We start from the raw sequence: 11,656 nt of genomic DNA, 5'->3' as shown, positions 1-11,656 counted from the left end.
GCTAGTCGACGGAGGTTCCCATGAAGGCCGGCATTCACCCCGACTACCACCACGTCGTCTTCCAGGACGCCACCACCGGACGCACGTTCCTCACCCGGTCCACCGCCACCAGCTCGCGAACCATCGAATGGCAGACCGCCAACGGCGTCCGCACCTACCCGCTGATCGTGGTCGACGTCACCTCGGACTCACACCCGGTGTGGACCGGAAAACGACAGATCCTGGACACCGCCGGCCGCGTCGAGAAGTTCAACCGCAAGTACGGCCGATGATCTTGGCGCGGCTATCCCCTTGCCACGCCGAGACATTCATATCCCCATCACGCAGCAACCGGCACCGGCCGCGCCCCGGGTCCCACCCGCGGGGCGCGGCCACCACCGCGGCGTGGGACTGGCAGTTGCACGCCCGCTGCCGCGGCCTGCCCGCCGAGGTCTTCTACACCGGCGACGACGACCGCGGCGCCCGGCGGGTCGCCCACGAAGAGCACGCCAAACAGATCTGCCACCACTGCCCAGTGCTGCGCGAGTGCCTCGGCCACGCGATGGAAGCCGATGAGCCCTACGGCATCTGGGGCGCGACGACGCCGAAGGAGCGGGCTGCGCTACGAACTTCACAGGATATTATTAGCTGAACTAGCCAGTTCGTCGGTACGTTGGTGGCTACACCACGCCACCGACGGGAGCAACGATGGGTTTCGGACCGCCACAGGGCCGGCCGACTGTCACCGACGACGAGATCGCCGCCATCATGGACCCGCCACCACGCGTCCGCACACTACGAAATATGCTGGGCGCCACGGGCGATGCCCTCGATCCGCTGATCGACCTGTACCGGCCGTACGTCACCGGGCTGGACCGGCTGCCGCGCGACGGCCGCTTTCTGTTGGTGGGCAATCACACCGCCTTCGGCTTCGCCGAGGTGCTGCTCATCCCGTACTACACGCGGCGCGAGCTGAGTGTGCGAGTTCGCCCACTGGCCGAACGGGCACTCGGTCAGATGACGGGCCTCGGCGGCGACCTGGTCGCAGCCTTCGGCGGCGTGGTCGGCCACCCCGATACCGCGCGAGAACTGATGCGACACAACGAGACCGTGCTGGTCTTCCCTGGCGGCGGACGCGAAATGCCCAAGTTCAAGGGCGAGGAATACCAGCTGAAATGGGACGGGCGGAGCGGTTTCGCCCGGGTGGCCATCGAAAGCGGCTACCCGATCGTGCCGGTCGGCCTCGTCGGCAGTGACGACGTCTACGCTCCCCTCATCGAACGTGACAGCACGCTGGGCCGGCTCAGCCGGTCCATCGGCGAGCGACTCGGCGGACCGTCAGACATGGCGATGCCGCTGGTGCGCGGTATCGGTCCGACGCTGATCCCCCGACCACAGCGCATGTACCTGGAGTTCGGCGAACCGATTTCCACCACGGCACCGGCGAAGGGGACGAATCACGCCCGCTGGGTGGAAACGGTCAAGTCGGCGACTCAGCAAGCGCTGGAACAGATCCTGGCCGACCTGCAGGAAATCCGGGCCGGCGATCCGTACCGGAGCCTGAATCCGCTGGCCTGGCCGCGGGCGGTTCAGCCGGCCTCGGACACCGTGCGCGTGGGCTGACCACGGTGGCGGTCGGGAGACCGTAACGTGGGTTGCCATCGGGCGGAGCGCTTCATGCACCCGCCGGTGGCAGAAAGGCTTCGCGAGATGGCATTCACCGACTACCAGCAGCTGTCCCTGACGCGCCGCGAGAACGGCGTCCTGCTGATCACCCTGAACCGGCCGGAGAAGTACAACGCCGCCGATGAGGGCATGCACGCCGAGCTGGCCGGCATCTGGAAGGACGTGGCGGCCGATCCGGACACCCGGGTGGCCGTGATCACCGGCGCGGGAAAGGCATTCAGCGCCGGCGGGGATCTGGCGATGGTCGAACGCATGGCCGGCGACTACGACCGGGTCTCGCACATGCTCGACGAGATGAGCGACCTGGTCTACAACATGATCAATTGCGACAAACCGATCGTCTCCGCGATCAACGGCGTCGCGGTCGGCGCCGGCGCCGTTGCCGCATTGCTCGCCGACGTGGCAATCATCGCCGAGGACGCCAAGATCGGCGACGGCCACGTCAAACTCGGTGTGGCCGCCGGTGATCACGCCGCGATCATCTGGCCACTGCTCGCCGGGACCGCCAAGGCGAAGTACTACCTGATGACGGGCGAGATGATCGACGGCATCGAGGCCGAGCGCATCGGGATGGTCGCCAAAGCCCTTCCCCGCGAAGAAGTTCTGGACGAAGCGCTGCGAGTGGCCGACGTGCTGGCCAGTGGTGCACAGCAGGCGATCCGGCTCACCAAGCGCGCACTCAACAACTGGCTCCGCAACGCGGGCCCGATATTCGATCAGTCCGCGGCCTACGAGATGTTGACGTTCCTCGGCCCGGATGTGGTCGAGGGGTATACGGCGCTGCGTGAGAAGCGCGCACCACAGTTCCCGTCCGCGCGTTAGCCGCCGGAGCCGACATGAGCTGGCAGCAGATCGAACCCTTCCTGGTGGCGCTCGCCATCGGGCTGTTGCTCGGTCTGGAGCGCGAACGTAGTCACACGCGCAAGCTCCCCGCCGGGTCGCGCTCGTTCGCGCTGCTGTCGCTGGCCGGCGCGGTCGCAGCGGGTTTCGGCCCATGGACCGTGGTCGCGGTATCCCTCGGCGTCGGCGCGCTGATCGCGCTCGCCTACTTCCGCACCAGTGCGGAAGACGCTGGAACCACCACGGCGACAGCAGCATTCGTCGCCTACCTACTCGGGGCGCTTGCCTACTCCCGCCCGGCACTGGCGGTGGCCCTGGCCGTCGTGGTGGCAGGTCTGCTCGTCTCGAAAACTCGCATCCACCGATTCGCCCGCGACATCATGACCGAGGTCGAGCTGGAAGACGCGATCAAGTTTCTGGTCGTGGCATTCGTGATCCTGCCGCTGCTGCCGGATCGCGGGCTCGGACCATACGGCGTTCTCAATCCGGAGAAGGTCTGGCTCCTCGTGGTACTGCTCACCGGTATCGGGTGGGTCGGCTACATCGGGGTTCGCGCGCTCGGCCCGGAACGTGGCCTGCTGATCACCGGCATCGCCGGGGGGTTCGTCTCGGCGACCGCGACAACGGCGTCCATGGGACGGCTCAGCCGCACGACACCTAGCGTGCGCGCGCCCCTGGCCAGCGCTCTGCTGGCCAGTTTGGCCACCTTCGTCCAGCTGCTCGTCGTGATCGGTGTGGTCGACGCCCAAGTCCTCCAGCACCTGTGGCCACCGGTCGCTGCCGGCGCCCTCGTGCTCATCGCGATCGCCGCCGTCGTCTACCGAGGAGCCGGGCAGCTCACCGAGGGCAATCCGGCGCCAGAACAGGACACCGGCGCGGCGCCCGCGAGCCGACCCTTCGCTCTACGTCCGGCGTTGATCTTGGCCGCGGTGCTCACGCTCGCCCTGCTCGTCGGGCGGTGGGGTGCTGATGTGCTCGGCGCCGGAGGCACCGTGCTCGCCGCGTTCGCAGCGGGCCTGGCCGACGCGCACGCCGGTGCTGTCGCCGCCGCCAGCCTGGCCGCCAAGGGCGATATCACCGTCGATACCGCGCTGATCGCGGTGGCGGCCGCACTCGGCTCCAACCTGATCGTGAAAACCGTGCTGGCGTTCACCGCGGGCGGTCGTCGGTTTGGGCTCCGGTTTCTCGCCGGGATGACGCCGCCGGCGGTGGTTTTCGGCGTCGTCCTGGCCCTGACAATGCCCTGACTGCGCATCCAGGCTGGCTGCTGGTGCCGAAAGTCCCATTACCGCTGTCCCTTTGACACCAGCGAGAAGCCGGTCCGCGGCGCGACGATTGGTCCACAGCAGCGGAAGGAGCAACACATCATGATGTTCTGGTACGGCCACGACATGGGCGGATGGGGTTACGCCGGGATGGCAATCGGGATGTTCTTGTTCTGGGCATTGGTGCTCGGCGGCATGGTCGCGCTGATCCGCGTCGCCGGTGGCGACCAGAGAAGCGGTTACTCCGGCCCCGCCGAACCCGACGCTCGACAAATACTCGCCACGCGATACGCACAAGGCGACATCACCGAAACGGAGTACCGCGAAAGGATGGCCGTACTCCGCGAGCACGCCACGACTTGACCCTCCCGACCGGTCAGGCGACCGTCACCTCTATGCCGATACCGCCTCGACGAGTGCATTCGCGGCGAGCAGCCCCAGGTTGTTCGAGGCAAGCGGGCTGTCCCCGGTGAGCAGCCGCCGGTCTTGATGGACCTGACCGCTCATCTGATCGTTGACAACCTTCAGCCCCTGCTTCTCCAACGCCTCTGCGATGAACAGCCGCAGTCCGCCGGGTAGGTAGCCGATGTCCTTGTTGGGGCCCTTGTCCAGGGCGTCGGGGAACACGCAGATGCTGTAGCCCTTGAACGGCGACTCTTCCTTGCCGATGGCTGCGGCGAGCAGACTGGCGGGCCCGTGACACAGCGTGATGATGAACTTGTCGTTGTCCAGCGCCCAGTCGAGCACCTGACCGACCTCGGGGCTGAACGGGATGCCGACCTCGGCACCGTGGCCGCCCGGGATGAACACCGCCAGGTAGTCGGAATCAGGTCCCAGCTTGTCGGCGACCACTTCACGGAGGTTCAGCGGCTCCTTGAGCTTGGACTTGAGGGCCGCATAGGTCTGCTGCACCGCCTCGTCCTTGCCCGGCATCGCCCACAGCTCCAGCTTGGCCGGGTTTCCAGTGACCGTCGCGACGTCGACGTCGAAGCCGGCCGCCATGAGGTGGTGCAGCGGCAGCAGCATCTCCACGGGATGGTTCCCGGTGGAGAACATGGTGCCGTTGTCCATCAGCAGATAGCGCTCATCAGTGGCGATCATCAGGACCTTCCACCGCCCGCCGGTATATGCACCGGCGTGTTGGACTCCCCCGAAATCTGTTCTGTCCGAGGTGTATTGACTCAACGAGTACGGCGAGGGAAAGAAGGCATTGTCCTCAGCCGGATCGGGCGTCGGGGACTTGCTCAGTTCCTCTTGATCGGTTGCCACAGCACTCCACCTCAATCTTTGTCAGCTTGCTCACCGTCGGGATACCCGTACACCATTCGAACAATCCGCGACGTTGTTCCGTAATCCATCTTGAGATGCCAGGACGCCGGAGTCGATAGCGGCGGCAACCACACGCCTGGTGCAAATTTGTCCGGCGGAACAAAAGACCCCGACAGTTCCCCTACCCTGGACGGGTGTCCGCCGAAACGACCGACCCAGGGCGCATGATCGCGGCAAGTCTGTTACCCCGCGTTGCGGAGCTGGCACAGGTGCTGGTTGACCGGATTCAGCAGAACATCGACGTGTATCGAAGCGGGGGCCTGGTTCCCGAGGACGATCTGTACGAATCGTGTCGAACCAACCTGGAGTTCATGTTTCGCCACCTGGCGCACGAGCCGCTGCTCGACCTCGAAGCGCCGCGTCGCACGGGCCGACGACGCGCCGACCAAGGGGTTCCACTCGCATTGGTGCAGAACGCATTTCGGAACTCGTTCGAGTGCATGTGGCAGATGATCGTCGCCGCTGGAGCGGAGACCGAATCGGTTTCCGATGCCGACCTGGTCGCCATCGCGGGCGAGATCTGGACGTTCCACGACACCTTCACCAGCGCGATGATGAACGCTTTCAACGAGACCGTGGCACTGTTGATGCTCCGGCGCGACCAGGAGCGTTCGGCACTTGTCGAGGCAGTGCTACAAGGCGGGATGGGCGATGCCAAGACCGTCCACGACGCCGCCGACCTGTTGGCATTGCCCTATCAAGGGACCTTCGCCGTAGTGGCGGCCGACGCTCCCGGACTCGCTCGACACGCCCTGCCGAATGTCGAACCCGTTCTGCGAGCTCGCGATATCGGCTCGGCGTGGCGCCTGACACCCGACCTGCACCTCGGAATCGTTTCCATGCGGAGCGCGGCTGGAATGACCGAGCTCGTCGACGTCCTGAGGTCCCTCGCCACCAGCCGCGTCGGCGTCAGCCCATCGTTCAGCCGGCTTGATCAAACTCCACATGCGCTGCATCTGGCCCGGAACGCGCTCAGCGCCGGGAGGGTCGACATAGCCGAGGTGACGGTGTTCGACGACAGTCCCTTGCCGATGCTGGTGGTCAGCGCGCCCACCACCGCAGCCGCGATCAGCAAGCAAATCCTCGGATCCGTCCTGGATCTGCCCGACAGCGACCGCGAGTTGTTGATCACGACCATGGCGGTCTACTTCGATGCCGACGGGTCGGCAAGCCAGGCAGCCCAACTGCTCCACTGCCATCCGAACACCGTCCGTTATCGACTGCGGCGAATCGAGAAGCTGACCGGCCGTACCTTCGAGCGGAAGCTGGATTCCGCCGAGCTGTACATCGCGCTGAAAGCGCTCAAGCAGCTGCCGACAATGCCGCCGGATTTGACTGAGGACACAAAGGTTTTCGCCGGCAAATCCATCGGCGAAAGTAGCCCCGGTCAGCGGTGAAGAACGACCGGGAGTCGCGTCGGTCCGCGTAGCGAGCTGTTGGTGGACCACGTCGTCGGCCCGGTCGTCGAGATTCGTGAGACCCGAGTGACGAGCTCGCGGAGAACCGCCTGCGCCTCCATCCGCGCCAACGGCGCGCCCAGACAAAGGTGTGCGCCGAAGCCGAATCCGACGTGGTTGCGTGGATTGCGTTCCGCGCGAAAAGAATTGGGATCGTCGAAAGCCAGCGGATCACGGTTCGCGGCGCCGAACGACAGGAGAATGCGAGATCCTGTAGGGATCGTGACTTCTCCGACCCGGTATGGCGCGCGGGTGTATCGGTAGAGGTTCTGAATGGGACTGGTGTACCGGACGTGCTCTTCGATGGCCTGCGGGATGAGGTCCGGATTCGCCTGGATGATGTCGTACTGGTCTGGATTGTTCGCGTACGTATCGAGCATGCCGCCGAGAAGGTTCGTCGTGGTTTCGTTACCGGCGATCAGGAGCAGGATTGCAATCTGGAACAGCGCCTCGTCAGTTAAGGCGCCGTCTGCGCTGTGTTGAACCAATCGCCCGAGGACGGTATCGGAGCCCTTGAGTTCGCCGGTCTTCAGATGCCGCAAGAAGTAGCGGCGCAATGCCATTGCAGCGCGCATGGACTTCGCGGCGTCCATCAGGCCGGGGACTGTCGGGGTGAAGTTGATGAGTCGGGTGCTCTCGTCTGACCAACGGCGAAAGTCAGCGATGTCGCGATCCGGGATGCCGAGGATCGCGGCGATGACCCGCAGCGGCAGTGGGACCGTCAGTCGCTGCACAGCGTCCGCGCCAGGGTCGGCGATGAGGTCGTCGACGAGTTCCGCGGCGAGCTGTTCGATGGTGGCGCGCCAACCATCCAGCGCCCCTTTGGTGAACGCGGGTTGCACCTGCTTGCGCAGGCGGCTGTGCAGATCGTCGTCGGTCACCACGACGAGGTCGGCGACCATCTGAATCCGGGTCACCCCTTGGCTGCTCGTGACTTGATCGGTGTCCCGCAGGGCCGCCCGGACATCGTCGAGCCGATGCAGAATCCAGGTGGAGCGCCTGGGGCTGTAGTGCACCCGGCCACCCCGATGCAGCGCGGCGTACGCATCGTGAGGTTGCGCGGCAGTGACCGGGTGCAGCGGGTCGTAGTCCGTGTTGGTCGCGCCCGTCCAGGCTCGATATCCCAGGCGGTGGGCACGCACTGCTGCGGAGACATTCAGCCGGCCAGCGGCAATCAGCGGGGACAACGCTGACGCGGCGCCGCGCGACGCCTGAACGATTGTCGTGGTGGGCACCTCATCAGCGTCCGGCCGCGCCATCGGCGCCGTCAACGCATCACACCGAAGTTGAAACGCGAGGCACGGGCCCGGCATGCGGTTGCCGAGCACGATCCCATCCCGACCAGGCGATATCTGTGAGAAAAAAGCCCGAAAACGTCTCAAGGTGATAGAACGGATTTCGCTCCTATCTCGACGGAGGTCCTCACGATATGCCTCGACATGACTGGGTGGTCGGCGCGGACCGCAATACCGAAGCTCTCGAGCGCATCCTGTCGGCAGCCTCAGAACTCGTGTCCCGCAACGGGTTCGAAGCGTTCACGATCGACGCGGTGGCCGCCCGGCTGCACTGTTCCCCAGCTACCGTCTACCGCCGCGCAGGCGGCAAGGCCGCTATCCTCGAGCAGCTCGTCTCACGTTTCGCGAAACGAATCGTCGGCTCCATTCGCGAGGCCATCGCGGACCTGGCAGGCACCGAGCGCATCGTGACCGCCATCGTCGTCGCGTTGGACTGCATGCGGGCCGAACCGCTGGGAAAGCTCATCATGGGAGATATCCGGCCCGATCACGACAGCGGGGCCGTCACCGCGTCGCCACTGGTCGCCACGTTCGCCGAGGAGATGATCGGCAGCCACGACCCGTTGGCCGCGCAATGGCTGATCCGCGTGACATTCGCATTGTGGTATTGGCCGCTCAAAGACAAACAATCCGAATACGAGCTTGTGAAGCGTTTCGCCGGACCCTCGGTGACACTGGGCCTCGGCGAAGCCACACCAGACTGAACTACCAATCTCTCTGGAGCCAAGGGGAATCGAACTCTGACCTGCTCGATGAGAAAAGCGTCCTCGAGGGCGCCCGGCGTCCGCGGCGTCGCCGCATTTTTGGTGTCAGCCGTGCCCCGCCGACTGAATTAGCATCGATTGAGGCGAGGACTTCGTCCCGCTGCACTGGGGGAAGTGGGAATCAGCGATGGTGAACTTTGCGCAATTGCGCCATGCGCAACCTGCGCTGTGGACAGCAGCCGCCAATGACATGCGCAATGCCGCGTCGCAGTGTGAGCGCGTCAATCAGGACATACATCGCAATGGGGTACAACCACTCGACGAGCATTGGCCCGACCATGTCGGCGCGCTCGCAAAAGACGCGCTGACCACACTGGCCGTCCGCGCCGAAACCACATCCATCCTCGCCAGAGCCACCGTCGATCCACTCGATACCCTGAGCCACGCCGTTACCATCGCCCAGAACGAACTCGAAAACGGCGTGCGCATGGCGGAAGGCGCCGGGTTCATCGTCAATTCGGAAACCGGCGACATCACCGCTCCGCCATCCATGTCACAGGACGAACTCGCTACGAAAATGGCGATATTGGCCGAAGCTCACCGGTTGATTGCGGATGCCGTCGAAGCGGCCACCCAAGCCGACGGACTCTGCACCGGTGCGCTGACCGATGTGAGTAATGACAACGACCCCAGCGACGTCAGCAAAGCCCAAGGAATCCAGGCCAACAACACCCTCAAGGCTTTGGAAGAAATCCGAGACACGCTGCCGGATGGGTTGCCACCCGAAGATGTCAGACAATGGTGGAGTCAACTCACTCCCCAGAAGCAATACGACTTGGAGCGCGCGTGTCCTGTCGAACTCTATGACTTGAACGGCATTCCGGACGACGTCAAGAAGCAAATGGACCGGGCCGACCGTGGTTACAGTTCAGTCGGCACGGTGAGATACGCGATCGCAAATTACAACAACCAGGACCTCGACTCATTTTCGGACAACTGCACAAATTTCGTTTCCGACTCACTCAGTTATGGCGGTGGCATGAAACAGAAGGAATCATGGTTCCTTCCCCGTCATTTCGACCGGGACGGTTGGAGCGACGGCACCATGGGCCACAAAGACATTCTGCCGCCCGGCATGTCGCACACCCCGACCTGGGCAGCGGCACAGAACAATCGCGACTTCTTCCTCGGCCATGGCGGTCAAGTTGTTTCGGCCGATCAAGCGAGACCTGGCGACATCGTTTACTACACGATGACCCAGGACGGCCAAGGTCACCACGCCGGTGAAACCCATCATGCCGCCGTCGTGACCGGAGTCCTGCCGGACGGGGAAGTCCTTTACACCCAGCACTCAGATTCGGCCAAAAACTATCCGCTCAATGGCCGGCTGCCCGAATTCGAGCAGGGGTACGGCCAACAGAAGATCGAGATCGTACAGCCCAGGAGAACCTGGTAGCCGATCTTCCGGACAACATAAGGAATGCGATGAGCGACGACATCAACATCGAACCCGGCGAAGTGAAGGCAAGCGGTCAGTGTCTCGGTGAATTGGCCGGAACCGCGAAGGCGCAAACGAACAAATACTTCACTTCACAAGAGGCAGCGGCGCATGGTAACCCGGGCTTTGCGGCCGGACCTCGGCTCGTTGAATATGCGAACAAGCTGCACAATCAGATGAACAGCTTCATCGATGACTTGACGGCTAATGGAAACAAGATCGTCTCGGCGGCCGACAACGTCACCCAGACAGATGCTGACACCGCGACCGGGTTCAGCCGGGAACTGTCCTCACTCAACGGGTTGTCGCAGCCGGCCGTGGCGAGCCGCTGAAAGCGGCGCAGGTCAGATGGCCTGGCCGGCCGACGACACGCCGGCCGCACCCCGGGCGTCGCCAGCCGTGTATTCACTGGCAGCAGCGCGCAACGCGTCGGCCTCATCACGAAGACCCATGAGAACGAGGCGGAATCCGTCACTCCATTCGTCCCACGCGGACCGGCATGCGTCAGCGGCCGCACCTTTCCACCTGCCGTCGAGCAGACCGGCTACTTCGGCCGCCATCGCGTGGTACCGCTCAAACATCTCATCGGCAGTGGTATCCGCGGTCTGCGCCGTCAGTACCAAATCTGTGGGGTTGACGTGCAGCTCACCGCTCATGAGAACAACGCCTTGTTGGCTTGCACTGTCGTGGTGAATGCACTGTGCGCGTTGGCTGAAGCCTCTTCGAGACGACGAATACCGTCGGACATCAACTGGGCGCCTTGCGCCCATTCGGCGTGCGCCTTCGCATGCGCCTGGGCTGCCGTGCCGTGCCACTGCGCGTGCAGGCCGTCGATGTGGCTTGCCAGGCTGTCGACCTTAGCGTCGATGTCACGCGAGAATGCCGCAAGTTGACCGATGAACCGGTCCAATTCGCCGAGATTGACCGCGACTGCGTTCCCCGCCATATGAATAACCTCCCCCAAGGGCATTCTCGTTCATAACCGACACTACCCGGGTTTTCGAGCACTCCCGACGCCGATCGCGTACCCGGGTCGACTCTGTCAGCTGCGCTTTCCGAGCTGACCGGAGAGGTCCGCGCTCCCGTAGTTGACGGATGCAGTGACAGGTCGGCCATCGAAAAATGCTGCGCGGCAGGCGAACTCCAGCGTAGCCGGCTGTCCCGAACGTCCGGGCGAAGCCACCGAGCCCGATACTCCCCACATGGCAGCGACCTTCGAAGCGTCGAACCCGAGGCGAACATGATCATCTTCGGTGACGATGTCCGCCCGCGCCCTGACGCGGTCGAAGTGGGCCTGATCCGGAACCGCCAAATCATGGCGCACGGCGTCCTCACAGCGGTCGATGGCGACGGCCTCGCGAGGGTCTGGACGAAGGCCGAACCAGCGTGTCTGCGACCCGGCAACGGCGACGCCCGCGACCACGATCACGACGACCACGACGAGCAACCAGCGACGTGACGTCCGCGGATTGACAGGAGCCGCGTCAGCACCAGATTGATCGTCGACCACGTAGATTCCCCCTCGAAATCTCCGACCGCCGCATGCGCTCCCCCCAGCGGAGCGCGCCGCTGATCCGGGCAGACCGAACCAGCTGAATCTCTG

Annotated in this window: 15 protein-coding genes; 10 read left to right on the top strand and 5 right to left on the bottom strand. The window is 64.3% G+C overall.

The window, feature by feature from the left end; all coding sequences use genetic code 11:
* The first annotated feature begins 20 nt into the window (after window positions 1-20).
* The 6 genes from ACWW1C_RS04425 (at window position 21) to ACWW1C_RS04400 (ending at window position 4,133) form a co-directional block, all read left to right on the top strand.
* Complete coding sequence (locus ACWW1C_RS04425; protein ID WP_455982318.1) at window positions 21-272, top strand: type B 50S ribosomal protein L31; 252 nt, start codon at window positions 21-23, stop codon at window positions 270-272.
* The gene (locus tag ACWW1C_RS04420; protein WP_455982317.1) at window positions 269-631 is read left to right on the top strand and encodes a WhiB family transcriptional regulator; all 363 of its coding nucleotides are present in this window, start codon (window positions 269-271) and stop codon (window positions 629-631) included. Before ACWW1C_RS04425 ends, ACWW1C_RS04420 begins: the two co-directional genes overlap by 4 nt.
* Before the next feature lie 56 nt (window positions 632-687).
* Entirely contained in the window at window positions 688-1,602 is a 915-nt protein-coding gene (locus ACWW1C_RS04415; protein WP_455982316.1) for a lysophospholipid acyltransferase family protein, read from the top strand.
* A gap of 87 nt (window positions 1,603-1,689) precedes the next feature.
* Window positions 1,690-2,487 carry an enoyl-CoA hydratase/isomerase family protein gene (locus ACWW1C_RS04410; protein WP_455982315.1) on the top strand — a complete coding sequence of 266 codons (798 nt, stop codon included), beginning with the start codon at window positions 1,690-1,692 and terminating at the stop codon, window positions 2,485-2,487.
* Window positions 2,488-2,501: 14 nt separating this feature from the next.
* Window positions 2,502-3,752, top strand: coding sequence for an MgtC/SapB family protein (locus tag ACWW1C_RS04405; protein ID WP_455982314.1), 1,251 nt, complete (start codon window positions 2,502-2,504; stop codon window positions 3,750-3,752).
* Between the two features lie 120 nt (window positions 3,753-3,872).
* Window positions 3,873-4,133, top strand: coding sequence for an SHOCT domain-containing protein (locus tag ACWW1C_RS04400; RefSeq protein WP_455982313.1), 261 nt, complete (start codon window positions 3,873-3,875; stop codon window positions 4,131-4,133).
* Window positions 4,134-4,163: 30 nt separating this feature from the next.
* Here ACWW1C_RS04400 and hchA read toward each other — a convergent pair whose 3' ends face one another.
* Entirely contained in the window at window positions 4,164-5,039 is an 876-nt protein-coding gene (gene hchA / locus ACWW1C_RS04395) for a glyoxalase III HchA (protein ID WP_455982312.1), read from the bottom strand.
* 194 nt (window positions 5,040-5,233) lie between these two features.
* Between hchA and ACWW1C_RS04390 the strand changes: the two genes are divergently transcribed.
* A complete protein-coding gene (locus tag ACWW1C_RS04390) occupies window positions 5,234-6,496 on the top strand; it encodes a PucR family transcriptional regulator (RefSeq protein ID WP_455982311.1) in 1,263 nt (420 codons plus the stop codon).
* Here the strand turns inward: ACWW1C_RS04390 and ACWW1C_RS04385 are convergent.
* A complete protein-coding gene (locus ACWW1C_RS04385) occupies window positions 6,487-7,791 on the bottom strand; it encodes a cytochrome P450 (RefSeq protein ID WP_455982310.1) in 1,305 nt (434 codons plus the stop codon). The two genes, ACWW1C_RS04390 and ACWW1C_RS04385, sit on opposite strands and share 10 nt — an antisense overlap.
* A gap of 194 nt (window positions 7,792-7,985) precedes the next feature.
* Between ACWW1C_RS04385 and ACWW1C_RS04380 the strand changes: the two genes are divergently transcribed.
* The 3 genes from ACWW1C_RS04380 to ACWW1C_RS04370 all read left to right on the top strand — a co-directional run bounded on the left by ACWW1C_RS04380 (window position 7,986) and on the right by ACWW1C_RS04370 (window position 10,385).
* Window positions 7,986-8,555: a TetR/AcrR family transcriptional regulator gene (locus ACWW1C_RS04380; RefSeq protein ID WP_455982309.1), complete on the top strand. Its 570-nt coding sequence runs from the start codon at window positions 7,986-7,988 to the stop codon at window positions 8,553-8,555.
* 187 nt (window positions 8,556-8,742) lie between these two features.
* On the top strand, window positions 8,743-10,011 hold the full coding sequence (locus ACWW1C_RS04375; RefSeq protein ID WP_455982308.1) for an amidase domain-containing protein: 1,269 nt from the start codon (window positions 8,743-8,745) through the stop codon (window positions 10,009-10,011).
* A gap of 29 nt (window positions 10,012-10,040) precedes the next feature.
* Window positions 10,041-10,385, top strand: coding sequence for a hypothetical protein (locus ACWW1C_RS04370; protein ID WP_455982307.1), 345 nt, complete (start codon window positions 10,041-10,043; stop codon window positions 10,383-10,385).
* A 12-nt stretch (window positions 10,386-10,397) separates the two neighbouring features.
* On the opposite strand, the gene ACWW1C_RS04365 is transcribed toward ACWW1C_RS04370, so the two are convergent.
* The 3 genes from ACWW1C_RS04365 to ACWW1C_RS04355 form a co-directional block, all read right to left on the bottom strand.
* Window positions 10,398-10,709 carry a WXG100 family type VII secretion target gene (locus ACWW1C_RS04365; RefSeq protein WP_455982306.1) on the bottom strand — a complete coding sequence of 104 codons (312 nt, stop codon included), beginning with the start codon at window positions 10,707-10,709 and terminating at the stop codon, window positions 10,398-10,400.
* Entirely contained in the window at window positions 10,706-11,017 is a 312-nt protein-coding gene (locus tag ACWW1C_RS04360; protein WP_455982305.1) for a WXG100 family type VII secretion target, read from the bottom strand. Before ACWW1C_RS04360 ends, ACWW1C_RS04365 begins: the two co-directional genes overlap by 4 nt.
* Before the next feature lie 78 nt (window positions 11,018-11,095).
* Complete coding sequence (locus ACWW1C_RS04355; RefSeq protein WP_455982304.1) at window positions 11,096-11,563, bottom strand: hypothetical protein; 468 nt, start codon at window positions 11,561-11,563, stop codon at window positions 11,096-11,098.
* Window positions 11,564-11,656: the final 93 nt, after the last annotated feature.

The sequence above is a fragment of the Mycobacterium sp. HM-7 genome, from assembly GCF_053852335.1.
This window is presented reverse-complemented; position numbering and strand designations above follow the sequence as displayed.